The organism is Alteromonas sp. KUL49 (assembly GCF_006538345.1).
Lineage (GTDB): Bacteria > Pseudomonadota > Gammaproteobacteria > Enterobacterales > Alteromonadaceae > Alteromonas.
The window spans coordinates 103,018-128,659 of record NZ_BJKL01000008.1 but is presented as its reverse complement, the minus strand read 5'-3'; the positions used below and the strand labels follow the sequence as shown (position 1 = coordinate 128,659).

The following is a 25,642-nucleotide window of genomic DNA, read 5'->3' as shown; positions in this document are numbered from 1 at the left end:
CCGCACGGGTAATATCTATGTCAAGTAACAACATTCACTAAAAGTTGTGTTAAGGTAAAGCAAATATCAGCCGTGTGAAGGCATTTTGGGAGCTATAAATAGTGCGCCAACCTTTGAAACCACGTTCCTTCATATATACATGCTCTCGATGATTAGTGGTTAGCTCCTACATGTTCCGAAAACTCGTTTTACTATCGTTTCTACTATTCAGCTCCTTCCAACTCGTTGCTCAGTCATCCGATGTATACAGTGCTGAAGAAGTAAAAGCCGCATTGCTTGTTCAGGTAGCTCGTCATTTGAATTGGCCAGAACATAGTCAAAGTGACAACTTTTCAATTGCCGTATGGAATGATCGGCGTGCTTTCCAGTCTTTGCGTGCCTTAGATGGAGTTTCCGTTCATGAACAGCAAATTATTGTTCAGTTGGTTACGAAGTTTGATGATTTAAATACCGCAAACCTTGTATATATACCTAGCTCTCAATTGGGCGCACAAACAGAGGTGGCAGTTACACTAAGAGGTAAAGGAGTACTCATTGTTACCGAAAACAGTGACTCTCTTTACAACACAATGATAAATCTTGTTGTTGAAGAGGGGGAAAGTCAGCTCAGCTCCCCTAGGTTTGATGTAAATCGTCCGAATATTGTATTTGAAGGTATAGAGATAGCGCCAGAGTTACTTCTCTTCGGGGGATCTGAAGTAGATATTGCTGAGTTGTACTATCAGACAGAGCTGGCTAAACAAGCATTGAGAGAACAAAATGCACAAGCATTTGAGCAATTAAGAACACAACAGCAACGGCTTGCCGACAAAGAGTCAGAGTTCACCATTCTTGCACAGCGGGCTGATGCACTGACTAGCGAGTTAACAGTAAAACAGCAGGCATTATCCGACAATGAGAGCAGATTGAATTCGCTCCTCGAGAGATTGGCAGCTGCTGATGAAGGTAATGCTCAAGCGCTTCGTGAACTGGAGAGAAAAGCTCAAGAGTTATCGGTTGCTGAGCGTTCACTAAACCAATATAGCGCTGATATAGAGAGCCAAAAGACGCTTCTTTTCGATTTACAGCAAGAAGTCCGAAACACTCGACGGGAGTTGAGTGAACAGCAAGAAGAACTTCAACGACGTCAAGATCAACTCACTCGCGCAGAATCAGAAGTTGAAACTCAGTCAAAAGTTATCGACCAACAACGTAGTTTAATCAACGTCATACTGCTGATTTTTACTATCGTAGTCGTTTCTGCGGTCATCATTGTCAATCTGTTTTTAAAGAACAGAAGAATCAACCTTGCATTAAAGAATACCTTGAGTGACTTGACTGAGACTCAAGCGCAATTAATAGAATCAGAAAAGCTGGCTTCTTTAGGCCAGTTGGTTACTGGGGTTGCTCATGAGGTGAACACGCCGTTGGGGATCGCATTAACGGCGGTGAGTACTATTGGGTCTGATGTTCAAACGTTTAAAGATAAGATGTTGGAGGGCACACTGAAAAAGAGCGATGTGACCCGTTTTACTGACCGAATGCAAGAGTTAGATACGCTAGTACAAGGAAACCTAGAGCGTTGTCATACTCTGGTACAAGACTTTAAGAAGGTGTCAGCAGACCAAGTTTTCTCTGAGAGCCGTAAAGTTTTCGTGAAAGAATATTGTGAAAACGTCATGAACACTTTGTCAGTGCTACTCAGTAAAAATAATGTGGAATGGCGTGTCGAGGGTGACAACCCTGAGCTCAACTTAGATCCAGGTATACTCAGCCAGGTGTTGTCAAATTTGACAACTAATGCGGTTAATCATGCATTTGAAGATATTGACTATCGCAAAGTGAGTGTAAAGATCGAAGAAGGTAAGGGCTCTATAGTCATTATTTTTAGCGACAACGGCATGGGCATGAAGGAGGACGTGTTAGAGCGTATCTACGATCCGTTCTTTACAACCAAACGTGGCGATGGTGGAACCGGATTAGGGATGAACATAGTACACAACCTTGTCACTGCGAAACTCTTTGGCAATATTTCTGCCGACACTGAAATTGGTCGCGGAACGACAATTACGATTGAGTTGCCGAAAAAAGTGCAAAAAGGAACTCTATAACAGAACATTGCGTCGAGACAGGCGATCAATATTTTGTGTCACCCGTCTCCCTGCAATCAAGTTTAGCGAATTAACAGTCTTGTTATCGCCATTTACTTGCTTTCGCAACTGCTTCGATTAGCTCGTTTTCACTCTTTTGAGTTGGCGTGGAACTTTCAGGCAAACTTTCTGATTTGCGTACCAGTTGGTCGTTTATACTCGTGGCTAATATTGGCGACTCGAAAATTGATACATCGTTGCTCTCCATTATCAGAGTAGCTAGTTCGTATTCATTGAATGTATTACTGTAAAACCTTCTGTCAAACTGCTCGGTATACAGCTCTTCGTAACTCGTAATATTTTTATAGCCAGATAAAGCAACATCAAATCCTATGACGTTTGGTGTACCTAAAAGCGCTCCAGACGTATCCACATATTCTGAAAAGTCCCAATTGTCTACATTTGGAAATCTACCTGATACTGGCATCTTGAGAGTCCAAACTAACGTGTCCTTATAATAGCGAATACCTACTGAGGTCGTTATTCTAAATGAGTCAGCAAAAGAAACATTACTAAAATTATAATTATCACTATCTCCAACGGCGGCGTTATACATTGCATCAAAATCGACATCCGTCATCGATAGGTCGTTTGTTGCAGGTACATTTTCTTCATATTTTACTCTCGCATTCAACGAGAATGCATCAGAAAAGCCAGCATAAGATTGATAGTTGTACAGCACTGAATTGAGAGTGTGGTAGTCAACTGAGGGTTCATCGATGAAAACTACAGGTCCACCTGAGTTAGAAATATCTGACTGGTACGCACGATAGCCGTCAATGAATGAATTTATGTAGGCATTCGCATTTGGCTCTACAGAAACGGATACAGTGCTTGATGAAACGGTAGCATCAACAGTCATTCCAGATACGAATGGTTGTGGTGAAATCCCCAAATCTTGGCCTGCCAAATGTGCAGTACCAGTAATGGTAAGATTGTCTGAGCACACCTCTACAGGGATAGATATTTGGTCTCTTGAGAAGGAATTAGCAGATCGTGAATAGCTCATACCTCCCATAGAGATAAAGGCACTGTCAAAGTCATTCACACTGTTATTCGCTGTGATTGTTACCGTATCTGCTACACAGCTACAGCCACTTTCGTGATACGTTTCAAAGCTTCCTATATCCGTGACAGGGACGTCTATCATGGTGTTCACGTCTGTTTGAAATATACCCATCTCCACTTCTTTGTAGGTAATGAGCGACACAGTAATATTGCTGCTATTGGTCTCGTAGCTAAATTCACCTGTTGCGTTTGGAGATAGTACTGTTCGTTCAGAAAAGTCATCGTTATGGATAACAAGTCTCGCATTGGTAGATGGAGCTGTCTCAGAGCAGGCGCTACTCTCAACAGCTGTTAAAGTTAGTACGTTTGGGGACGAACTCCCTCCGCTTCCACTCCCACTACCACCGGAGTTAACACTTCCTCCTGATGAGCCTCCTCCACAGGCAGCTAGTGTAAGACTTGAAAATAAAACAGGGATAAGTTTTTTCATGTATTTATTCCTTTATTAACGCTCAATGGAGAGCGGCTTAATCCTAAGGTAATGGTATTAACGTAAACGGCTTGTAGAATGCTGATCTCTGTGTTTGCCGCTATTATTTATTGACCGCATTAATTCATCTCTCGCTTTTTGAGATATCTCCGATACTTGAGGTGACGTAATTGAATAACTCTTCAAAAGGTCTCGAAATTGAGTTGCGACGACGGGAGAACTAACAACCGGATCACCAAAGTTAAATAAGTACAAAGAGGCTAGTTCGTATTCACTAAATTTCTCATTAAAACTAGTTGTATCGTTCGGTGTTAAAAATAATTCGTCGTAACTTAAAATATCTTTGTAGCCATACAAATTTGCTTGGATAGATAAAACCTCAGGAGTTCCCAGAAGCGCGCCAGAGGTATCGACGTAGCTAGAGTAATCCCAGAGTTCGACATTAGGGAAGCTCCCAGATACAGGCATGTTGATTGTCCAACTCAATACATCGAATTGGTTGGAGCTTGCATATAATGCAGTTGTTACTTGAAATGAATCAGCGAAAGACAGATGACTGAAATTGTATTCATTGCTCTCTCCGACAACAGCAGAATATATTTCGGAAAAATTGACATCGCTGAACGACAAATCATTGGTCGCTGCAACAATTCGCGAGTAGTTTGTTTTCATATTTATTGCGTGAGCTTGTGAAAAGTCGCTAGACTCAAACTCTTTCACTAGTGTGGAATTCACACTGTGATAATCCACGGAGGGCTCGCTTGCTACGCCTATATTTTCCCCCGAGAGTGACATTCTGGAGCGATACGCTGCGTTACCGTCAATATAGGAATAAACAGATGCGTTCGCACCGGAGTCGATATTTACGGAAACTGAGTCAGACAAAACACTCGCATTTACAGTCACCCCTTGGGAATAAGGCTGTGGGGGAATAGTCCATTCTTCGTCTGTTAAGTGAAGCGTTCCTGTAATGATTTGCTCTTCATTTGTCGAGCGACACATATTTACCACTAAAATAATTTCATCTGCTGAAGCCGTATATTTATCAGCTGAGGCGGTTGAGGCTCCTATTGAAACCCAAGCACTTTCTATTTCTCCTGCACCTTGAACATTTGCAATCGTTACAGTTTCAAAGCTGCATTGACAATCAGCAACGTGTGTCGTTGTGAACGTTCCCAAATTGGTGACAGGCACATCGATGAAGGTTTTTATATTGGTTTGAATACCGAATGCTTTGACTTCTATGTAGGTAATTAGAGATACAGAGATGTGATTGCTTTGGGTTTCGTAGTTGAATACCCCCATAGCATTTGGGGAAAGAACCGTTCGTTCAGAGAAGTCATCATTGTGAATGATTAACTTTGCATTTGTCGATGGAGCGTTATCTGAACAATCACTATTTTGCATCGCGGTTAGTGTCAATACATTGTTGGGAGAGTCGCTTCCACCCGTTCCAATACCGCCTGAGTTAGTATTTCCTTCAGATGAATCAGAACCTCCTCCACATGCAATTAAGGTGAGGCTAGATAAAAAAACGGGTATGAGTTTCCACACAAGTAAAATCCTTTTTTGTGTACAGCGATGCAGGTCCAAGTGATATTAATGTCGATATCAATCACAATTGTGATTATTTCCCATGTAGCCCTCAAAAACAATGTGTTACTTGCTACCTTTAACGATCATCTTGCTATTTCTTATTATCTTTATAATCTAAAAACTCATTATATTTTTATTCTATTTATTAATAGTTGATGCTTCACTACACTCTCGCTACCCAGTTTGAAGTAGACATGAGGTAGTAAAAATGAATAGTCCTTTGTTACAAGCAACATCTTTATCCATGCCATCTCCAGTTGACATACTTCAACGTGCGCCGTCAGTGCAACGTTTTTGGAGTGATAATAATCAATTGTTCAAAGGTGCTTGGAAGGCGTGGGACGAAACCAATGCGTCGTTGCCCTTCACACTTGACGCTTCTATTTTGAGTGCTGACTTGAGAAATGCTGTTGCGCAAGCTTGGATTGACCCGAATACCGAGAGTGATGTGAGCGATTTATGGGAGAAAGTCAGTGATGGGGTATACAAAGCACAGTTTTTCGACCCCCACAAGTTATCGGTGTTGAGAGACTACCTTCGTGCAGCCTTTGATTCTGGAATTCCTACACGACCTCCTTATGGAATTGCCCTAAATCGCTATGGAGCCATGCTAGATGAGCGTTCGGAGGGAGCATTAGGTGCGCCGAAGTTTCAAGCGTTTTACACGGATATTTTGAATCGCTACATGCGTCCGATTGCACGGTTATTGTTCCCCGAAATTGTGGGTTACGATACGCAAACTTTTGGGTTTTCGATTCATTATGAGGCAGGTGGCGATACCTCTTTGCAACCTCATACTGATGCGAGTGCGGTTACTATGAATATCAACATGAATACTGTTGATGAGGAGTTCTCTGGATCTGAAGTGGACTTCTTTGACCGTGCATCAGGTAAAGTTACACAGGTTAAATTTGATCCGGGTGTCGCACTGATTCACCGAGGAAATGTGCCACATACTGCACATCCGATAACCGAAGGGAGCAGAAGCAATATGGTGTTATGGTTGTACGGAGATCGAATGCAGATCCCCACCCATGTCACTCATGTTGAGCAATTAACTCCAGAGGAGCGCTGGCGTATTCCTGAAGTAAATAAGGACGGTTTCGCTCCATTTTAAATGGTATTTAGATAGACAACGGGTAGCTCAGCTACCCGTTTTTTGTTGAGAGTGCAGATCTCCCCAGCTACGCAAGTTTTTGATTGAACGTTCAAAAAAGATTCAATTTAGTGTCATGGCTCCGTAACTCAAGTTTCACAAATCTCGGCCAGTATCGTCACTCCAAGACCGACTTGGATGTACACATTCCACATATCCAATCCAATCAAAATACAAGGATAAAAAATGAAACTTGAAGCGTTACGCGGTATTAAATATTCAGCGTTGGCACTCGCAGTTATTTTAGGTATGTCAGCATGTTCACTCGAGGGTGATGACGGGCAAGATGGTATTAATGGCGCCGACGGTGTAGATGGTACTGACGGTATTGACGGTACTAATGGGCAAGACGGAGCGGACAGCGTTGGTCGTCTTACGCGTATTGCTACTGTGCCACTGGGCGCAGAGGTTACGGGCATCTTTTTAACAGACGAAGGTGATTTATTCTTTAACGTACAGCACCCGTCAGGTTCAAACACAGCAACTAACAGTGTAAACAGCATGCCAATTAATACAGGTACCGTTGGCGTGTTGGCAGGTGTTAATTTCAACGAGTTACCGGTGACTCTACCTAATTCACCAGTTCCAGCATCTGACGAGGAAAAACAACTCGTTATGACAGCGATTGGTCAATATCAAGTACTTGGTCAAACAGGTGATACTTTCAGTGGCGAGCTTCCTGAAGGGCTTGGCCACATTTATACCCTAGATGGCAACGATCTCATTCTTGAAAACGATATGCCTGACTTCAACGGATTCTTGTCTACTGGTGACGGCGAAGGTTACTTGTTCTCTAACTGGGAAGAGCTTCCTGGTGGTATGAGCCGAATGAAAGTTGAGCGCGATGCACTTGGCATGTGGTCTGTGACTGATGTGATGATGCTTGATTTCTCATCGGTATGGGGAACAGCGGCGAACTGCTTTGGTTCAATGTCTCCATGGGGTACGCCACTCACTTCTGAAGAGTGGGTTGTTGATTCATCAGTTGATTCTACAACAGATGAAGATTGGAACGATCCAGACGAAGTTGCGACTAATTCTCGCTTGGGCAGAATGTGGGCAATGACTGCGCCAGACACGGCAAACCCCTATAACTATGGCTACATTGCTGAAGTAACAGAGCCTTTAGCTGATGCTCCAGTTATTGTTAAGCACTTTGCTATGGGTCGTTATGAGCATGAAAACTCGACAGTAATGCCTGACGGAAAAACCGCTTACTTGTCTCAAGACGACACTGGTGGCGTTTTATTTAAGTTTGTAGCAGATACGGCTGAAGACTTGTCAGCAGGTACGCTTTACGGCGCTAAATTAACCCAAGACGAAGGACAAAACGATCCAGCGACTACGGGCTTTGACGTTGAGTGGGTAGAGCTTGCAAACGGCGACAACGCAACTATTCGCGCGTGGATCGATGAGTACAACGGTATTGGTACTGACGATTACGTTGATGGTCAAAGTTCTTACCTGACTGTTGCAGATGTACAAGCATGGGTTGATGGCGATGCCACGTATCCAACGGTTGCAGAAGGTGGTAGTGCAGTAACTGCTGGCCAACCAATGGATGATCGCGTTGCTTTCCTTGAGTCACGAGCTGCGGCGCGCCTCAAAGGTGCTACTGCTGAATGGCGTAAACTCGAAGGTATTTCAATCAATACTAAGCGTGCTCAAGAAGCTGTTGAAGGCGTTGATATGATTGAAGGTGAAGTGGTTGAAAATGCCTACATGTACATCGGCATCGCTGATATCGACAACACCATGACCGACGGCGAAGGCGACATCAATCTTTCTGCTCGTGTTAAGGATTGTGGTGGTGTTTATCGCGCTCGTTTGGAAGATGGCTACAACATTACTCGCATCGAGCCAGTCGTTATGGGCGGTACATACCGTTCGTCACTCACCGGTGCAGAGCGCTGTGATGTAGAGCAGTTATCTCAACCAGACAACGTGGTTGTTATGAATGATGGTCGTATTCTTATTGGTGAAGATGGTTTCCAAGAGAACAACACTTTGTGGATGTACGAGCCAGCTGATAAGTAATTATCAGCATTAGTGACTTTATCCGGGTACGTTTGTGCCCGGATTTTTGCGATTAAAAGAAAGATGAAAATGTTAAACGCTTACCGCCTTATTGGCGCGCTTCTCTTCATTCCTGTAGTTGTGGCTTGTACGTCAGAGTCTCAAGACGTGGGTATAGCTCAAGAAACAGCAGACATTCAGTACCCCTACAGCGAAGGGGATGACATTCCGGCATTGGCTTACATGGAGCACAATGAGGTCTATAATCCCGAAGCAGTGATCCCTCCACAGTGCTATACCAAAACAGATGGGGTTCACAATCCTTGTTACGCCTGCCACCAAAGCTATGAATTGTCAGAGTTGCGTCCGAATCAAATGGGCGACGGCACCCTCCAAGGCAACTATGAATTTTCAGATGTTGGGCTAACAAATAGCTGGAAAAACCTATTTATAGACCGCAGTGCGCTAATTGAAACTATAAGTGACGATACGATCCTCAGTTACATCAATGAGGATAACTACAGCACTGCCTTTACTGGCGAAGAAGCACTACCTGATTACATGCAAATTCAAAACTTGTCGAACGCGCAAGGGGCATTTGATGAAAACGGCGTTGCATTAGATGGAAGTGGTTGGGTGTCATACAATTACAAACCCTTTCCAAGTACGTTCTGGCCAACTAATGGCTCAACAGGCGATGCAATGATTAGATTGCCAGCGACGTTTCAGCAACTAGATGGTGAATACAACGAGGCAATTTACTTTGCCAACCTTACCCTCGTAGAAATGACGCTTAAAGACGTAGATCGACTACCTATAACTCCTGTAAACGAACAAAGCATTGGCATTGATGTAGATGGTGACGGTGAATTGACTAATGCAGCAGAATCTATCGTTCGTCGATCACACTATCTCGGCGATGCGAGTGATCAAGCGCTTGCGTACATGCTCTACCCAGAGGGTACCGAGTTTCTACATACGGTTCGTTACATTGGCGTTGATGAAAACGGTGACATCTACAACGCAGAGCGTATGAAAGAAGTGCGCTATATGAAAAAGCACCTCTTTAGAAGCCGCGAAAGCCTAGCATCAGCCTATTATGCGGAAGCAAAAGACAAGCACTTTGAAAAGCTTCCCCAAACGCGTTACCTCGGTGATACTGGCATCGACAATGGTTTTGGCTGGACTATCAATGGTTTTATTGAAGACGGTGAAGGTAATCTCCGAGCTCAACACGAACAAGAACTGGCGTTTTGCAACGGCTGTCACAAAACTGTGGGTTCGACCTTTGACCAAACGTTTTCATTTGCGCGAAAAGTGCCGGGTAGCAACGGTTGGGGTTATATAGATTTGCACGCAATGGATGACGTTCCGAATATTGGTGAGACGCAAGGTGAGTTCCTCACTTACATGCAACGTGTAGGCGGCGGTGACGAGTTTCGTCAAAACGCTGAGATGTTAGCTCGTTGGTTTGACGAAAATGGTATGGTGAAAGAAGATGAAGTATCCAGAGTGAATTCGCTATATGACTTAATCACACCAAGCCCTGAGCGAGCGTTGGCACTCAACAAAGCCTATCTCACCATCGTTAAAGAGCAGAGCTATTTATTCGGGCGTGACGCCACTATCTCAAAAGCCGTTAATGTGCTCAGTGAAATAGACACAGCACAACCGCCACTTGAACGTGAACATCGTTACCGTTGGGATATGCGTTTAAATTGGGATGATCACGCTAGTGCTGAGTTAGCAGACGTGAATGAATGAAACGACACAACCGATTGATGTCCATCAATCGGTTGTTCTATATACCTAATGGGAAGCTTGGTTCATTAGGATATTAGGCTGATTTGTATAGCGATATCCTTTAATGTAGTCATAGTGCCAGCCTTGCTCACACGGACGTAATCATGACTACATCTCAACTCTTCACCGCTTTAACGCCCATTTTAAGTGTTTTGATACTGCTGGTGGCATTGCGGCTACCGGCCAAGCTAGCTATGCCTTTGAGCTTGTTGATCACTGCCTTTGCGACGTTTTTCATTTGGGGAGTCCCGTTTACCCAAATGTTAGCCGCGAGTCTAGAAGGTGTTATTATTGCGCTAACCATACTGTGGATTGTATTCGGCGCAATTCTATTACTCAAAGCCTTAGAGCGAACTGGTGCAACACATACCATTAAGCTAGGTTTTTCCAGTATCAGCCCTGATAAGCGGGTGCAGTTGATTATTGTAGCTTGGCTTTTTGGCAGTTTTCTGGAGGGCGCAGCAGGCTTTGGAACACCTGCCGCAATTGCCGCTCCATTGTTGGTTGCTTTGGGTTTTACGCCAATCAGTGCCGTGGTGCTTGCGCTAATGGCGGATTCAAGTGCGGTGTCATTCGGTGCCGTAGGTACACCCGCAATTGTTGGTATAGGCCAAGGGGCTAAAGGGCTGTCTAGCACTGATGTCAGTCAAATTGCAGTTACCGCGGTGGGTATCGACATCTTGGTGGCAGCATTGCTGCCCTTATTTATGGTGTTAATGTACTGTCGCTTTTTCGCCGACAGTTCAAGCTGGCGTAAAGGTTTTGAAATGGCACCATTTGCCGTAATGAGTGCGTTTGCGTTTACCCTACCAGCTTACACTGTAGCTTGGCTATTTGGCCCTGAATTTCCTTCAGTGCTCGGTGGAATGCTAGGTTTAGCCATTGTTTGCCCGCTGGCGCGGATTGGCTTCCTACTGCCTAAAAATACAAGTGATCATAGCGCTACCAACCTAGCACAAAGCTCTCCTCTCAGCTTAACCAGAGCATGGCTCCCTTATGTATTGGTTGCTATTGCACTTGTGGTAACGCGATTACCACAATTACCTTTGAGTACGTGGCTTCAAAGTGCAAATGTAGAGTGGGTGGGTATTTTGGGTACTGATTTGTCGGTTAATGTTATGCCTCTTTACCTGCCTGGAACGGTTTTTATGCTAGTTGCTGTAATCGCCGTTTGGTTACAAAGGAGTCAATCATCGCAACTTTTTTCCGCAGTAAAAGACAGTGCAAACATGCTGTATCCATCCCTTATTTCGCTCTGTGCTGCAGTGCCTATGGTGCGTATTTTTCTTCACTCTGGAGTGAATGACAATGCACTGCCAGCTATGCCCATGGCGCTTGCCGAGTTAGTTGCGTCTCATTTGGGCGATGCATGGATTTTTATGGCGCCACTTGTCGGCGCATTAGGTTCATTTATCGCAGGGTCCGCAACATTCTCAAATTTAATGTTTGCAAGCTTTCAACAAGCCATCGCTATAGATACTAGTTTGAATCAACAGCTAATATTGGCTCTTCAGATGTTAGGTGCCAATGGTGGCAACATGATTGCCGTGGTGAACGTAGTTGCTGCGTGCAGTGTTGTAGGATTACATGGAAAAGAAGGTGACGTGATCCGTTATACCTTATTGCCCATGCTTTACTACTGCCTAGCTGCTAGCACAATTGCTTGGTTATTTTGGAGTTAACCGCTCCCTGTCACTTATAAAAAGTGTTGAATTTATATAAGGTTAGCTGATTTTTCGGCTCGAGAAGCTGTGTTTGTCAACTCTACATTCCGCAAAACTATACTTGTTATTCTCCAGATCTCTTGTAGTTTTTGTAATTAGTTTTGTAATATTACAGGCGTGGTTACATAGCGGCATTCATGAACTAACAAGCAGCGTGGTGAACAAATATGGCACAACATGATAGCAATCCAACAAACAACACATCTGACGAAACCTTATTAGATAGCTATTCTATGGTGGAAGAGTTGGCGAACGCAAAAAAAGAAATTCAAGATTTGAAAATGAAGCTCATGTGGATGGAGCGTAATTACGAATAGGTTTTTTGTAATTTTCCTGAGATTTTCTGAAAGTTTTCAGTTATTGTGCTGGCGTATTGAGAACCAATGATTAGAGTATCTATAAACAAATCATTGGTTCTTTGCATTACATTACTGTGAGAACAACGCCTCTATATCCGTCGGCCAGTCAGCCGCAGGGAACTCAAGTATACGGCCAATTTCTTGTCCGTTCTGCTCTATAATGATTGTTGGCGTCTTTTTAATCTCGTTAGCCTCAGCTAACCCTGCCTCATCACTTTTATTAGTGTCTAACCCGTAATAAACGACTTCAATATTGTCATTGTTAGCTTTTTCAAACAGTTGGATCAGGCGTGGTACTTCTCGTTGGCTATCGTGGCACCATTGACCAAAAAATATCTTAACTAACGTAGGCTGAGAAATTGATTGCAAAAATGCCGTTTGTTCGCTGCTGTAGTTAACGTCATCTTTGTGTTTCTCGAATTTTGTAAACAGCATGATTTGTTCACTGGTGACTTCGCCTTCTGCGTAGTCTTCAGCAGCAACAGGCAATGAAATCAAATTCATCGTTAAAAGTACGGCGATTAGCTTCTTCATAGTAGGTTCGCAAGTTATTGTTTTAATTCATCCTGAAGGGGTTTTTCGGGTGATGCAAGTAAATTAATGCCTAGTAGTCTAAATAGCGCGGGTGGCTACGAAAAGCCACCGAAAAAACTGCGTTAAGCCGAGACTATTTATCCGCGTCTTCCTGTGTTTTATAGCGTTCAAACCATGCCACAATGTTACCTACTTTTTGAATCAAGCGAGACGGGCGGGAGGCAATACCATGAGATGCACCAGGTATACGCACCATGGCTGCATCAACACCTTGTAGCTTTAGTGCTTGATAATATTGCTCGGTTTCACTCATTGGTGTTCTAAAATCAGCCTCACCAGTGAGTAGCATGGTAGGTGTGGTGACATTGCCTACCAATGATAACGGGCTGCGTTGCCAAAGCTCATCTGCAATTTCCCATGGCATTTGAGGCATCCAGTATTGACTGAAATAGGGGTACGCATCGGCGGTTAATGTAAAGCTCATCCAGTTGATCACCGGCTTAGCGACAACGGCGGCAGCAAAACGGTCAGTTTTACCAATGGACCACGCGGTAAGCGTTCCTCCACCAGAACCCCCTGTAATGAACAGATTCTTTTCATCTATGGAGCCATTAGCAATAACCTGATCAACAACATCCATCAGGTCATCGTAGTCTTGCGATGGATAGTTGTGATGAATCAAATTACCAAAGTCTTCACCGTAAGAAGAACTCCCTCTTGGGTTTGCCCAAACCACCACATACCCTTGTGCAGCCATGAGTTGTATCTCGGTAGAAAAGTGAGGGCCGTATGCTGCATGAGGTCCACCGTGTATTTCTAAAATGAGTGGGTAGGTTTTGCTGCTGTCAAAATGAGGAGGGTAAGCCACCCATGCATCTATGGTGAGATCATCAATACTCGACTTTACTGAAATTGCTTCAACACTGGCCAAAGTTAAATGACCAAGTGCGTCGCTATTGAGTTGTGTGAGTACTTTGTCTTCTTTGCCTTTGCGATACAAAGCGATATCGGCAGGCGTAGATACAGATGCTGTCGTATAGACAATGTCGCCATCTTCACTTAACGCAAATTCACCAGACGTGTATGGGCGACCAAAAGATTGCCCACCAATAGACACGTCTATCGGCGACAATTTACCTGAAACGGTGACATTCGCTAGTTTAACATCACCGTGATCTTCATAAGAGAACACCAGTGCTTTGCTGTTGTCTTGCCATTCGAATTGGCCGATTCCTCTGTCTAATGATGGAGTTAGCACTGTGATATCGTTAGTTTCAAGATTCAATACGTTCAAGGTAGAAACTTGGTGCGCGAGTTTGCGATCATTCACGTGGGTGAAAGCCAGCCATTTCCCGTTAGGGCTGAGTTTTGGTGAGGATTCGGGACCCATAAGAGAGGTGACCTGTTTTACATCACCTGACGCAGTATTGACTTTAAATATGTCTGCACCCAGTGGGTTGAGTGAGTAATCCTCGTTGCCTGGCGACGAATAAAAAATCCATTCGTCATCTTTGCTGAAGCTCAATGTTCCCCCGTTGGGGAAGTCACCTGTGGTCAGTTGGCGAGGCGTGCCACCATCAACGGGTAGAATGAATATTTGATTGAAGCCCCCTGGGAGAAAACCAGCGCCATCGGCACGATATCGGGTGGAGTCTATATACCTTGAGCTATCAGCCCAATTGGCACCTTTGGGCTTGGCGGGCATTCCGGTAAACAAAGACTTAGCACTCTTGGGTGTAAATAGTGAAAACGCAAGTTGAGTACTGTCGTTCGACCAAGTGATATCTCTCGGAGAAGCATCCACATTAGTTAATTGCACACTCTTTTGCAGCGCGATGTGGTAAACAAATAATTGGCTTTTTCCATCAACACTGCGTGTATAAGCGAGTTTTGATTTATCTGGCGATAAGGTCGCTTGCCCAATGTTTCCCTCATTGGTTAAGAACGGTGTATGAGCGCCGGTGTCCAAATCGATTTGCCACAGCTTTGTGCTGCGGCCGTCAGTCATGATATCCATGCTCTGACGACTATAGATTAGGGTGTCATCGTTAATGAACTGCATGGATGCAGGGAATTCTAAGTTAAATGCATCTTTGTATTGCAATACATCGGTTTCTTCAGCCATTAACGAAGACGTAGACGTAATTATAGACAAGGCGATTAGAGACTTTGACCATGCAGAACGTATGCATCGAGACATTTAACTATCCTTTTTGTTTTATATATTTACACCGTAATACTACTATATATGTGAAGAGTCTAATGGCTACTCAACGTATTTTATTCCTACCTCATCTTAGCTATTTTTATCGAAACTTTGGCCTTTTTAATCTTCTGTTAATCTTGCTTAAAAGCCTTTTTCATTGAAGGAACTCTATTCTTTGCCCGTACCTTGAAAACGGAGATACCACAATGAAACGCTTTTTAATGACTACTGCAATTACCACAACAGCTTTTATGGCAACACAAGCTAGCGCCTCACAAATTACTGTGGAAATGATTACCGAGGCACAGAGCAAATGGGCTCAGGGGATAGTGTCGATTGGTGATGCGAAGCTAAACGACAGAGATTACGGTGCATACGCAGAGAGACTGATCAATGAGTTGTACGATTACGATCAATCTGGTGTGCTCTTCAAGCCTACCAAGGCAAAATATGACCAGTTCCGTGAAACTTTTGATGAAGCCCATTCGTATTTTGTTACTGGTGTGGTCAATGAAGACGACGGCTTTGCCATAAACCCATGGACAAATGTACGCTTTGATAATCACGACATACTTGTTATGGATGATATCGCACTGGCCATGGGGAACTACTTCTTTACCACTATCGACAACCAAGAAGTCAAAGTTGAGTATACTTTTGGTTATCGGCTGGACGAGTCAGGTGACGTGAAGATTGTATTGCATCACTCTTCGTTACCTTACAGTGAATAGGCAATTTTCTTGTAGCGCGACGGATAAATTGTCCGTCGCGATTGGATTGAAATGTACAAAAAGAAGCTCGCTATTTTTGCCATAATTATGGCGTCTTTGTTAGTCGCAACCTCTGCGTTGGTGGCGGTGTCTTCATATACCACCCGGGCCAACCTCACGCAAAATGCAATTGCCCAATCACTCCTTCAGGAGCACTTGCTGTTATCGAGTGTGTCATATCGACTATTCAAACAGCTCACTGACGAGCTCATTTTTGGAGCAGGTGCCAATCAAGCCGAAGTTCGCAATAAACGTAAGATTATTCAAGCGTCATTGTTGAGAATTACTGAGCTTGAAACTAAACAACGAGAGGCTTTAGGTGAGCAAGTGACTAAAGGTTCGGTGGAGGACACACAAGCGCTAGAACAGTTGCTCGACAGCATTATTAGGGACTTTAGAGCAATTATCACCGACCATAACCAGAGCGATCTGACAAAAGAGAGCCGTCTCCAATACCTATTAGAGGTGACTATAGACAATCAGTTTCGAGAGGCCATCAATGCCGCCGTCAATCGTCAGTCCACAGTCGTGACGTATCTTGATGCCAAAATAGAGGCTACCAACCAGTCGATACTCATTTACTCCATTATACTTGCTACGCTTTCGGTTCCTGTAGTCATATACGGGTGCTATTGGCTGCTAGGGATTTTGTATCAGCCGTTACAATCTATTCGAATGGCCGCAGAGTCAGTAGCTACAGGCAATTATGACTATCGAATTCCTCGCGGCTTTGATAAAGAGTTTGACGATATTGCAACGGCATTTAATACCATGGCAGAAGCGTTAAACCAGCAGAAACAGCAAGAAAAACAGTACCAACAACAGTTGGAATTTGAGGTGAGTCAGCGAACCACAGATTTGACCAAGGCTAACAACCAACTACGACAAAACGAGTCGGCTCGGCGTGAGTTCTTAGCTGACATTAGTCACGAACTTCGCACTCCAATTACGATTATACGCGGGGAGTCGCAAGTTACCCTGCGGCAGCAAGCTGACAATGACGCACTCAGAGAAACTCTTGAGATAGTTCTGGAGCAATCGCTGGCGTTGAGTAAGCTGGTTGACGACTTACTTTTTGTCGCCCGAACTGAGTCTGGCAATTTGCGTGTCTCTGCGGCTAAGCACGATATTCATGAGTTTGTTGCTGAGGTACAAAAGCGTAGCAATGCAATGGTAGCTAGCAAACCCATTCAGATTGCTTTAAATACTCATATCAGCATGGAAACAGCAGTTTTTGATGATGAGCGTATCAGTCAGGTGTTGCTAATTTTGCTAGACAACGCAATTAAGCACTCTCCTAGCAATAGCCAGATTAATGTCGACGTAATGTCTAATAACGCTGCACTCACATTCACTGTGACAGACAGTGGCCCCCGGGATGGATGAGCAGCACATAGAACGAATATTTCAACGCTATTTCAGCGCATCGGATTCCCGATCTGGGCAGGGGAACGGACTTGGTTTAGCCATTGCCAAAGCTATTGTCGATGCCCATCAAGGTACCATCAGTGCGACCAATGTGGCTCCTACTGGTTGTAGATTTACCGTTGAATTACCCACGGGAACAGTATAAATGGCGACCTTACTCATACTCGAAGATGAACCAAAGTTAGCTCGTTTTTTACTGCGCGGTCTTTCTGCAGAAGGGCATCAATGTCACCACGCGTCTTCGATCAGTGAAATGAGTGAGATGATAAAATCGGTATCACCTGATCTAGCCTTGATCGATCGTATGATAGGTACTGACGACAGTTTATATAGTGTAGGGATGTGGCGTAAACGACATCCATCGTTATTGTTTCTAATGCTGACGGCTCTTGGTGACACAGAAGAGCGCATCGAGGGATTGCGCTTGGGCGCAGACGATTATTTGTCAAAACCCTTCGATTTTGATGAGTTACTCGCCCGTATTGATGCTTTGCTCAGGAGGCTTCCCACAAAGCAAAGTTGCCAAGATTATGTGCAATATCATCAATTGAAGTTAGAACCCATAAAGCAGCGAGTATGGTTGCACAATCACGAGTTAACGCTAACGACTCTCGAATTTCTCTTGTTAAAGTTCTTTATTGAACACTCCGAGACCGTACTCTCCAGAGAACGCATATTAAGTCAGGTTTGGAGCACTCAAAGCGATCCGCTCACCAACGTAGTAGACGTATACATAAATCGTTTGCGCAAGAAGATGGCGGAGCAGTCATCGGCAATCAACAGTGCTGACGCACCTATCATCGAAACTATGCGTGGACGAGGATATCGGCTCATCTACTCTCAGTAAATTGAATACGAATTAGGTCGGGCGCCCCATATAGAAACCGGCTTCTTTACTAATGGTAAAGTAGTCACCGGGGCCACCCGCTCGCATAATGGGTTTGGCATCCACTAATTGAAATTGGCCATCTTCAAGGTGAGTTGTAGCAATATGTACCGCCACTACCTCTCCGAACACCACTCAAGTGTCTAATGGTTCTTTGGACACATTGTTGAGTTGAACAATCTGAGTGAGTTTGCACTCCATAGATACTGGACTAGCTGCGACAAAGGGAACGCTAACCTCATCAGGCGAACCGGCTTCAAGTTTTGCGAGTTCATATTCATTCACTCCTGAATCCACAGGCTTACTAGTGATGTTCATTGCCTCGGCTAAAGGTTGAGTCGCCATGCTCCAGCAAAACTCACCAGTGCTCTCAATATTTTTCACACTGTCTTTGTAGCCCACACTGGAAAAACCAATGATAGGAGGCGCGTTGTTGAATGCGTTGAAAAAACTGTAGGGAGCTAGATTGACTTCACCGGCAGCGCTTTTTGAGGAAATCCACCCGATGGGGCGTGGAGCAATAATAGATTTAAAAGGATCATGAGGTAATCCATGCCCGTTTGACACTTTGTAAGAATAGAATGAGTTCGACACTTTTGTCCTTGCTTTATACTGAATGACTGGTGAATAAGCCACGTCTTTATTTAGGTCAAAGTTACCTCAAGCGCATTGGCGAAGCAATCTTACTACAGCAAGGATTTTCGGAGATTGTGGAGACTATCGCTGGTCACTAAATCAAAGTTTAAGCGCGTCTTTAACTGACTTATCATAAGTACGAGAAACAGGGACTACGTCGCCTGATATGAGCTCTAATTGCAGCTTGCCGCTGACCCGCTTGGTCGTCGTTACTGAGGATGTTACCACCCACCACGAGCGATGTGTTTGTATACCTGAAACGGTCTCTAGTTCTTTCATGGCATCAGATAGTCGCATTAGAATTAACGTACTACCCATATCGGTGATTACATTCAAATAATGATCTTGAGATGAGATGGCGTACAGCTGTGCTTGTCGATACTCGTTAGGTAAACGTTGCATGAATTTTTCAGCAGCGTTCTCTTTTTCAGTGGGGATTAACCCCTGAGTTTTAACGACGTAATAACCACCAAAAATCAATATCGCAGATATGACTACTACGTAGCGATACTGAAGTAACCAAACGTAGCCTGTCCAATCTAATCCGTAATTGTGGTCAAAACCTGCTATCACCAGTGTTACAGGGATAGATATAAACAGTGTTAATGTAATCAGAGGGAATACGACCGGGCGGCCAGGAAGCAGCTTGTTGAAAATCCAAGGGGCAGATAGCCCTGTCGCTAAATAACCCACAATCATGGTGGCTGTCCAAAACACAAACCTGTTGAAATAGGTTAGGGAACTCGTGTTGTAAACACCCAAAAAGGTAAACAAGGCGCCGAGAACTAATGACAAGAGTAACCCATGCTTAAAGTACTTGTTTATTAGCGTCATTTTTGTCCTGCAGTTTACGATTCGCGAACTGTAAACTAATGCATTTCGCGAAATATTCCAAGAGCCTCACGTATTTCACCACACCTCCATTGCCTAGTTCGTATAGGCTCATTCCATTGTTAATTTTCGATGTCAGAGAGTTATGGACTACAACGTTTTATTTTCATGGTTAAACCAATTGGCAATGGCTGGTTGGGTTCTCCTTATTTTCACTCCTAAACGATGGAATTGGGTATTCATTGTAACCGGCATCGTTATTCCAACTATCTTGGGAACAGCTTATGGCGTTCTTATGCTGGTTAATTTTGCCAGTGTCGAGGGTGGTGGATATGCTTCACTGAATCAAGTGAGGGCGTTATTTGGTAGCGAGCCCGTGCTTGTTGCTGGTTGGTCACACTATCTATGTTTCGACTTGCTAGTGGGAACATGCATTGCCTACTACGCCGACAAAGTCGGCATATTAAGGCTTATACAAGTACCCATCTTACTTTGCACCTTCATGTTCGGCCCTATGGGGTTAGTACTCTTTTTCTTTTGTTTTGGCGCCAATCACATTCTTGCATCGACAAGGAGTAAATCATGACTGCATATGCCCAAAAAGTGTGGCAACAAACCGCTATTTTTTTACTAGCTCCTGTCCCTATCATTCTTATTTCATACTACATAGACACACGCACGTTAAATGATATTGCTTTGTGGACTAAGCCACTTAAGTTCCATTTTTCTGCGGCGCTACACCTGACCACTTTTGCATTACTCGTTAGGTTGATGCCAGAGCCGCAAAGAACGGCTAAATGGTTAGCTGTGCTTGCTTTTGTTTCTGCAGCTGCGACCATTTTTGAGGTATTTCTCATTGATATGCAGGCTATGCGTGGCGTTCACTCTCATTTTAACTTTAGTACTCAAAAAGATGTGAGCATTTATCAAATGATGGGCGTTGCAGCAGTGATTTTGACGCTTCCAGCATTGATTTTAGGTATTAGATACTGGTTTTTGCCTAGCTCTAACCTACTGACACCTGGACTAAAACTGGGAGCAGCATTGGGGCTTACCATGGGATTCATACTAACACTACTTATTGCCGGCTATATGTCTTCACTACCCACGGGGCATTGGGTAGGAACGCCACCTACAGATGCTGATGGCGTTCCTATCTTTGGGTGGAGTAGAACGGGCGGAGACCTGCGAGTACCACACTTCTTTGCCACTCACCTAATGCAGATTTTAACATTACTTGGTTGGCTGTTAGACAAGTTGCTAAAAGGACAAAAGCGCAATGTCATACTCTCGGTATCTATCACTAGTCTAATTTTGGTTGGGTTAACCATCTGGACATTTTTTCAGGCTATGGAAGGGCAACCTTTTGTAAAGTAATAGTGCAGGTTGAAAAGCCAGCCTGAGCTGGCTTTTTTGTGTTAAGAACAGCACGCGCAATTACGCTTGTGCTTATCCATTTTTCCTACACCTGGGTTAAATGTGTTTGTAGGGTCTAACTTTTTATAAAAACGTTGAAGTGTCTGCTCGGCTTCGTACAAATGACCCACATTATGCTCGGCGGGATATTTAGCGCCCCGACTATCGAGTAACGCAAGCATCTGCTTTTTGACTTTGACGGGATCAGCGCCCTTTTTCAGAATGTAATCTTGGTGGAATACATGACAGAAGAAATGACCATAATAAAGGCGCTTATCAATTTGTTCATTAATGGCATCAGGCAAAGTTTCAACCCAATCGTGATCATTGCGCCGTAAGGCAATATCCAACGCAAGAATATCGCCAACAGATTTTGACTTCATCGTCTGATAACGCACAGCTGCACCGGCAGCTGCAAATCGGTGAAGGTAAGCACTCTGAGCTTCATTGCTGTCACACTCAAAATAGCCGCCTCTTTCCTCATGGCCGCTAAAGAAGCTTTGTAAAAGGGCCTTTGCTTGGTCTATTCCCTCATCTCCCATTTTGAGTATCAGGTGATGCTCATATTTTTGACGATACTCTCGAATACGACCGGGGAGATGATTCGGCAAGAGGGTAGAGACGAATTGTAATACCCGATCAGTAAGGTACTTGGGCAAAAAACTGAGTTTGTTTAGGTATGCGTCGATTCTACCTTTCATAGCGAACATCTTGGGTAGTTGATCAGTTCCCAAATGTTTTACGCTTAAAAAGGTATCCTTGCCGTACTTGTCTGCAATATCGAAGACATCTCGATGAATATATTCACCAACGTCAGGTAATACCGTAAATTGACTTAACATCTCTCGGCGTAAAAAAGTCAGTGTTGCAGGATCATTAGTGCCAATGTAGAAGCTACACTCTTTTTGCGGCACGTCAAAGGTATCTAACCGAACAGCAAACACCGCAATTTTTCCAGCGCAGCCACTCGCTTCATAAAGCCTAGTTTCATCGGCATTAAATCTACTTGGCGTGTTTGCGTCTATATCTCTAATTTTTGATTCGTAGTCTCGAGCCGAAGCGGGAATATCATAACTACCTTCGGTAACTTTATATTGGCCGTTATCAAGGTTTGATAAGATTTCTTCCGGTGAGTCGCCTAAGTCTAACCCCAAGTGATTAACCAGATGCAACTCGCCTTTTTCATTGACCTGTGCAAAAAGAGAAAGCTCGGTATAGGCAGGCCCTCGCTTAACCAAGGCGCCGCCAGAATTATTGGCCACTCCGCCCACTATGGATGCCCCTAAACAGGACGAGCCAATCACGGAATGTGGTGCACGCTTCAAAGGTTTCAGCGTTTTTTCGAGTGTGTGCAGCGTAGTACCTGGAAAGCTGATGACTTGCTTGCCTTTATCAAGCACGAAGAGTTTGCTCATTGCGAGAGTGTTGATGACGATGATATCTCGGTCATAGTCATCACCACTGGGCGTGGAACCCTCGGTTAACCCGGTATTCGCGGCTTGCATGATGATGATACAGTCATTGGCAACGCAGACCTCGAGACAGCGCCAGTAGCTAACTAAATCTTGAGGAAAAACAACGGCCAGCGCGCTGCCCCCACCAGACCGCCAGCCCGTGCGGTAGTGTTCTGTTTGTTTGGCACCAACGGTGACATGATCCGAGCCAAGTATTCGAATGAATTCGCGTACTGCAGGATGTGAGTTCATTTATTAATACCTCCAATCCCTCGGTAAAACCAAGTAGAAATTCTTAAATTGCTAAGCGGACAGGTAACGTTAAGAGGGAGCACCGCGGCTATATCCAAGAACGTCAATGATAAAGATTCTAACACTAGAACATATCATTTCTATCCCAATTGCAGCACTCATCTACTTTGGCATCTAATTTGTATCGTCTGTCACGATGCTCAGTTTTTGCCACTCATAGGCTAAGGAGATAGTGATGATCGACAAGGTGCACCATATCAACTTTCTTGTTGCAGACTTCAGTGCGGCAACTCAATCGTTTAACACCTTGTTTCAACAAGAACCCGAGGTTGAAACGCTCATCCAAAGAGAGGCGATGACTGGTCGGTATAATGTCGGTGGCGTTAACATTGTCATCGTGTCCCCAACTTCACCTACCGGTACCGTGGGGCGATATCTACAAGAGAGAGGCGAGGGGATTTTTCTTGTGTCGTTTGGGGTATCGAGCCTTGATGAATTTTGGCAAGACTATGAGCAGCAGCCTACTATTGATGCTGTTTCGCCCGTGAGAGCTGGCGCAGCCGATTGGCAAGTTCAAGATATACAGACAGGCTATGATTTCGGCGTCGTACTTCAATTGTGTGAGTCTAAATCAACTAACAAATTAACTCGTTAATTGATAAAGGCGTTACGACACTCCGCAATGGTCAGCTTTACCCTTCTTTCGGCCTCCATCTGCTTTTTCTTGAGAGAGAATTTTCATACTGAAAAACCTCTCTTCTTCATTTCATTTATTTCAACTTTTTATTTTCATTATGAAATTTTATTTCAGATTGAAATTGATCTTCTCATATTTACGCCCGTTTAATATTTACACTGTGCTTGCGTAATTTCTATACAGCCCTTGTCTGGCTTGCGTTGGTGATTTTTTATTCTGCGTTGGCACGGTGACTGCAAATGAGTGTTTTTCCGGTATTCCAATATTGGATTAATTTCAGCTGCAAATACCGTGTTTCTCACCAACCGCTAGTTAGACAGCGATAAGTGAGGATCTAAATGGACATTAAAGACGTGAATAAAGCGACAACCGACAATTCAGCATTGAAGATACTCATATTTGGCTATAACGAGTTTAGCCAGCTAATGAGTAGTGTACTGTCGTCTTTCGACGGCGATGCACAGTTCAAAATTGTCGATGCTATTGTCGGAAGTTCACATGAAATTCAAGGGCATATTGAAGACTTTAGCCCAGATGTTGTGGTAAGTGCTGGGTCAAACGCAAGGTATCTACAGTCTGCACTACCTATACCTGTAGTACCGCTTATCACCACGGAATGGGATATTTTTCATGCGCTCGAAAAAGCTAGCCAAGTTACCGACGAGGTACACTTCATCTCATTTTCTGAGGCTCACTGTACTTCCCACATTGCGCAAGAAAAGCTTGGCGTTACTATCACAGAGTCGGTGTATCTCACCGCAGAACAAGCAAGAGAGCAATTTTACTTAGCCAGTCAAAGAGAAAACATCGCGATTGTGGGGGCGAGTTTGGTTTGCGGCTTAGCTAATAGTCGAAATATCCCCTCTTTCATGATTTATTCTGAGCAGTCTTGCCGTGACACCATCAAAGAGGCTATTCAGCAAGGTAAGGCGTGGCGTAAACAAGAAAAAGATCAAGCGCTGCTATCTTGGTTACTGATGCAGTCTCAGACCCCCATCATCATGGTTGATGAAAAAGGTGACTCTCTTACGTTAAATAACGCTGCGAGAGAGCACTTAAATTTAAGTTCCAGAGCTGAAATTGACTTAGACGCACTTATTCACCCCATTGGCGAGAAGCGAGAGACCGATGGTGAATGTGAGATCAATGGTAATGAATGGTGGTTCCACCTCGACACTATTGATCACGGCCAAGGGTTTAAACCCATGTACGTGTATCAGCTGTATCGCAAAAAAGTAAAGCAGAGCTTACCTACAGCCACTCATAAGAGTGATAAACACGAATTGGTTTATGTCTCTAAAGCAATCGAAAATGTTACCCAACAAGTCAAAGCCTATGCATCGTCGCCGAGTAACGTTTTGTTGTTTGGCGAGTCAGGAACGGGTAAAGAGCTCGTCGCTCGACAAATTCATAAGCAAAGCCCCTATGCCGACGGAAAGTTCGTTGCGCTGAATTGCAGTGCGATCCCCTCAGAACTTTTTGAAGGCGAACTGTTTGGACATCAAGACGGTGCTTACACCGGGTCAAAACGCGGCGGTAGAAAAGGACTGATTGAAGAAGCGCAGAATGGCGCGCTGTTTCTCGATGAGATCAGTGAGCTAGCCCTCGACCAACAAGCGAAGTTATTGCGATTTTTGCAAGAGCGAAGCTTCAGACCACTCGGCGGTAATCAGGAAAAAGATGTTGATCTAAAACTGATTGCAGCTTCTAACCGATCACTGTCTGAAATGGCTGCCAGTGGCGAATTTAGAGAAGACCTGTTTTACCGTCTTAACGTTTTTAACATCACTGTGCCGCCACTGCGCGAGCGCCCAGAAGATATCAAGCACATTGCGATTTTTAAGCTTAAAAAGCTGATTCAGCGATACAAAGTGGAAATTAGCGTCCATGACCTATTTAACAGCATAGAGCGTTATCTCAATGGCCATCGCTGGCCCGGTAACATTCGTGAGTTAGAGAATGTACTCGAGCGCATTGTCGCCTATTTGCATACGGTGGACGATATTGAACGTCTTCCACATATGCTCCACCAAATTACACCAGAACTGTTTTCTGCCCCCACCCAAACGCAGTCTTACCGTGGTGAAGGCCAACTTAAAACTCAAGAAGAAGAACTCATACTTGCGGCTATAAACAAGTGGCAAGGTGATAAGCACAAGGCCGCCCAAGAATTGGGTATCAGCCACACCACACTGTGGCGAAGGTTAAAAACCATACGACAAAAATAGCGAACAAAGGTTCGGAGGAAACT

The 25,642-nt window shown here is 44.1% G+C and carries 20 protein-coding genes and 1 pseudogene; 14 read left to right on the top strand and 7 right to left on the bottom strand.

Annotation, left to right across the window (positions count from 1 at the left end):
• Positions 1-170: 170 nt before the first annotated feature.
• Positions 171-2,090, top strand: a complete 1,920-nt coding sequence (locus EYS00_RS14805) for a YfiR/HmsC family protein (protein ID WP_130637963.1) — start codon at positions 171-173, stop codon at positions 2,088-2,090.
• Positions 2,091-2,172: 82 nt separating this feature from the next.
• Here the strand turns inward: EYS00_RS14805 and EYS00_RS14800 are convergent, their stop codons facing one another.
• Positions 2,173-3,627, bottom strand: a complete 1,455-nt coding sequence (locus tag EYS00_RS14800) for a hypothetical protein (protein ID WP_130637961.1) — start codon at positions 3,625-3,627, stop codon at positions 2,173-2,175.
• 57 nt (positions 3,628-3,684) lie between these two features.
• Positions 3,685-5,181: a hypothetical protein gene (locus tag EYS00_RS14795; protein WP_130637959.1), complete on the bottom strand. Its 1,497-nt coding sequence runs from the start codon at positions 5,179-5,181 to the stop codon at positions 3,685-3,687.
• Positions 5,182-5,431: 250 nt separating this feature from the next.
• Here EYS00_RS14795 and EYS00_RS14790 point away from each other — a divergent pair, with 250 nt between their 5' ends.
• The 5 genes from EYS00_RS14790 (at position 5,432) to EYS00_RS20570 (ending at position 12,239) form a co-directional block, all read left to right on the top strand.
• Complete coding sequence (locus EYS00_RS14790; protein ID WP_130637957.1) at positions 5,432-6,340, top strand: 2OG-Fe(II) oxygenase; 909 nt, start codon at positions 5,432-5,434, stop codon at positions 6,338-6,340.
• Positions 6,341-6,565: 225 nt separating this feature from the next.
• Positions 6,566-8,416, top strand: a complete 1,851-nt coding sequence (locus EYS00_RS14785; RefSeq protein ID WP_130637955.1) for an alkaline phosphatase PhoX — start codon at positions 6,566-6,568, stop codon at positions 8,414-8,416.
• A 63-nt stretch (positions 8,417-8,479) separates the two neighbouring features.
• The gene (locus EYS00_RS14780) at positions 8,480-10,159 is read left to right on the top strand and encodes a hypothetical protein (protein WP_373995575.1); all 1,680 of its coding nucleotides are present in this window, start codon (positions 8,480-8,482) and stop codon (positions 10,157-10,159) included.
• A gap of 143 nt (positions 10,160-10,302) precedes the next feature.
• On the top strand, positions 10,303-11,880 hold the full coding sequence (locus EYS00_RS14775) for an L-lactate permease (protein ID WP_130637953.1): 1,578 nt from the start codon (positions 10,303-10,305) through the stop codon (positions 11,878-11,880).
• Between the two features lie 209 nt (positions 11,881-12,089).
• Positions 12,090-12,239, top strand: a complete 150-nt coding sequence (locus EYS00_RS20570) for a hypothetical protein (protein WP_165399394.1) — start codon at positions 12,090-12,092, stop codon at positions 12,237-12,239.
• 111 nt (positions 12,240-12,350) lie between these two features.
• On the opposite strand, the gene EYS00_RS14770 is transcribed toward EYS00_RS20570, so the two are convergent.
• Entirely contained in the window at positions 12,351-12,815 is a 465-nt protein-coding gene (locus EYS00_RS14770; protein ID WP_130637951.1) for a thioredoxin family protein, read from the bottom strand.
• Between the two features lie 133 nt (positions 12,816-12,948).
• Entirely contained in the window at positions 12,949-15,015 is a 2,067-nt protein-coding gene (locus tag EYS00_RS14765) for a S9 family peptidase (RefSeq protein ID WP_130637949.1), read from the bottom strand.
• A gap of 212 nt (positions 15,016-15,227) precedes the next feature.
• On the opposite strand from EYS00_RS14765, the gene EYS00_RS14760 reads away from it, so the two are divergent.
• The 4 genes from EYS00_RS14760 to EYS00_RS14745 are packed head-to-tail and all read left to right on the top strand — an operon-like array spanning position 15,228 to position 18,066.
• Positions 15,228-15,752 (top strand): hypothetical protein, encoded by a 525-nt coding sequence (locus tag EYS00_RS14760; protein ID WP_130637947.1) that lies wholly within the window; start codon positions 15,228-15,230, stop codon positions 15,750-15,752.
• 51 nt (positions 15,753-15,803) lie between these two features.
• Entirely contained in the window at positions 15,804-17,177 is a 1,374-nt protein-coding gene (locus tag EYS00_RS14755) for a histidine kinase dimerization/phospho-acceptor domain-containing protein (RefSeq protein ID WP_130637945.1), read from the top strand.
• Complete coding sequence (locus EYS00_RS14750; protein ID WP_130637943.1) at positions 17,170-17,364, top strand: sensor histidine kinase KdpD; 195 nt, start codon at positions 17,170-17,172, stop codon at positions 17,362-17,364. Before EYS00_RS14755 ends, EYS00_RS14750 begins: the two co-directional genes overlap by 8 nt.
• Positions 17,365-18,066, top strand: coding sequence for a response regulator transcription factor (locus EYS00_RS14745; RefSeq protein WP_130637941.1), 702 nt, complete (start codon positions 17,365-17,367; stop codon positions 18,064-18,066).
• Positions 18,067-18,078: 12 nt separating this feature from the next.
• Here EYS00_RS14745 and EYS00_RS14740 read toward each other — a convergent pair.
• Positions 18,079-18,699 (bottom strand): annotated as a pseudogene (locus EYS00_RS14740) (flavin reductase family protein).
• A 141-nt stretch (positions 18,700-18,840) separates the two neighbouring features.
• On the bottom strand, positions 18,841-19,575 hold the full coding sequence (locus EYS00_RS14735) for a LytTR family DNA-binding domain-containing protein (RefSeq protein ID WP_130637939.1): 735 nt from the start codon (positions 19,573-19,575) through the stop codon (positions 18,841-18,843).
• Positions 19,576-19,717: 142 nt separating this feature from the next.
• On the opposite strand from EYS00_RS14735, the gene EYS00_RS14730 reads away from it, so the two are divergent.
• Both EYS00_RS14730 and EYS00_RS14725 read left to right on the top strand, forming a co-directional pair.
• Positions 19,718-20,158 carry an ABA4-like family protein gene (locus tag EYS00_RS14730; RefSeq protein ID WP_130637937.1) on the top strand — a complete coding sequence of 147 codons (441 nt, stop codon included), beginning with the start codon at positions 19,718-19,720 and terminating at the stop codon, positions 20,156-20,158.
• Positions 20,155-20,949 carry a hypothetical protein gene (locus EYS00_RS14725; protein ID WP_130637935.1) on the top strand — a complete coding sequence of 265 codons (795 nt, stop codon included), beginning with the start codon at positions 20,155-20,157 and terminating at the stop codon, positions 20,947-20,949. The genes EYS00_RS14730 and EYS00_RS14725 overlap by 4 nt, the downstream gene beginning before the upstream one ends.
• 41 nt (positions 20,950-20,990) lie before the next feature.
• Here EYS00_RS14725 and dld read toward each other — a convergent pair whose 3' ends face one another.
• Positions 20,991-22,694, bottom strand: coding sequence for a D-lactate dehydrogenase (gene dld, locus EYS00_RS14720; protein WP_130637933.1), 1,704 nt, complete (start codon positions 22,692-22,694; stop codon positions 20,991-20,993).
• A 235-nt stretch (positions 22,695-22,929) separates the two neighbouring features.
• Here dld and EYS00_RS14715 point away from each other — a divergent pair, with 235 nt between their 5' ends.
• A complete protein-coding gene (locus EYS00_RS14715) occupies positions 22,930-23,349 on the top strand; it encodes a hypothetical protein (RefSeq protein ID WP_130637931.1) in 420 nt (139 codons plus the stop codon).
• Positions 23,350-23,729: 380 nt separating this feature from the next.
• Positions 23,730-25,619, top strand: coding sequence for a sigma 54-interacting transcriptional regulator (locus EYS00_RS14710; protein ID WP_130637929.1), 1,890 nt, complete (start codon positions 23,730-23,732; stop codon positions 25,617-25,619).
• Positions 25,620-25,642 lie beyond the last annotated feature (23 nt).

Coding starts and splice junctions, on each gene's coding strand:
- EYS00_RS14745 (WP_130637941.1), top strand. CDS start 17,365: ATGGCGACCTTACTCATACTCGAAGATGAACCAAAGTTAGCTCGTTTT.
- EYS00_RS14715 (WP_130637931.1), top strand. CDS start 22,930: ATGATCGACAAGGTGCACCATATCAACTTTCTTGTTGCAGACTTCAGT.
- EYS00_RS14755 (WP_130637945.1), top strand. CDS start 15,804: ATGTACAAAAAGAAGCTCGCTATTTTTGCCATAATTATGGCGTCTTTG.
- EYS00_RS14730 (WP_130637937.1), top strand. CDS start 19,718: ATGGACTACAACGTTTTATTTTCATGGTTAAACCAATTGGCAATGGCT.
- EYS00_RS14775 (WP_130637953.1), top strand. CDS start 10,303: ATGACTACATCTCAACTCTTCACCGCTTTAACGCCCATTTTAAGTGTT.
- EYS00_RS14805 (WP_130637963.1), top strand. CDS start 171: ATGTTCCGAAAACTCGTTTTACTATCGTTTCTACTATTCAGCTCCTTC.
- EYS00_RS20570 (WP_165399394.1), top strand. CDS start 12,090: ATGGCACAACATGATAGCAATCCAACAAACAACACATCTGACGAAACC.
- EYS00_RS14765 (WP_130637949.1), bottom strand. CDS start 15,015: ATGTCTCGATGCATACGTTCTGCATGGTCAAAGTCTCTAATCGCCTTG.
- EYS00_RS14790 (WP_130637957.1), top strand. CDS start 5,432: ATGAATAGTCCTTTGTTACAAGCAACATCTTTATCCATGCCATCTCCA.
- EYS00_RS14735 (WP_130637939.1), bottom strand. CDS start 19,575: ATGACGCTAATAAACAAGTACTTTAAGCATGGGTTACTCTTGTCATTA.
- dld (WP_130637933.1), bottom strand. CDS start 22,694: ATGAACTCACATCCTGCAGTACGCGAATTCATTCGAATACTTGGCTCG.
- EYS00_RS14800 (WP_130637961.1), bottom strand. CDS start 3,627: ATGAAAAAACTTATCCCTGTTTTATTTTCAAGTCTTACACTAGCTGCC.
- EYS00_RS14710 (WP_130637929.1), top strand. CDS start 23,730: ATGGACATTAAAGACGTGAATAAAGCGACAACCGACAATTCAGCATTG.
- EYS00_RS14770 (WP_130637951.1), bottom strand. CDS start 12,815: ATGAAGAAGCTAATCGCCGTACTTTTAACGATGAATTTGATTTCATTG.
- EYS00_RS14725 (WP_130637935.1), top strand. CDS start 20,155: ATGACTGCATATGCCCAAAAAGTGTGGCAACAAACCGCTATTTTTTTA.
- EYS00_RS14780 (WP_373995575.1), top strand. CDS start 8,480: ATGAAAATGTTAAACGCTTACCGCCTTATTGGCGCGCTTCTCTTCATT.
- EYS00_RS14760 (WP_130637947.1), top strand. CDS start 15,228: ATGAAACGCTTTTTAATGACTACTGCAATTACCACAACAGCTTTTATG.
- EYS00_RS14750 (WP_130637943.1), top strand. CDS start 17,170: ATGGATGAGCAGCACATAGAACGAATATTTCAACGCTATTTCAGCGCA.
- EYS00_RS14785 (WP_130637955.1), top strand. CDS start 6,566: ATGAAACTTGAAGCGTTACGCGGTATTAAATATTCAGCGTTGGCACTC.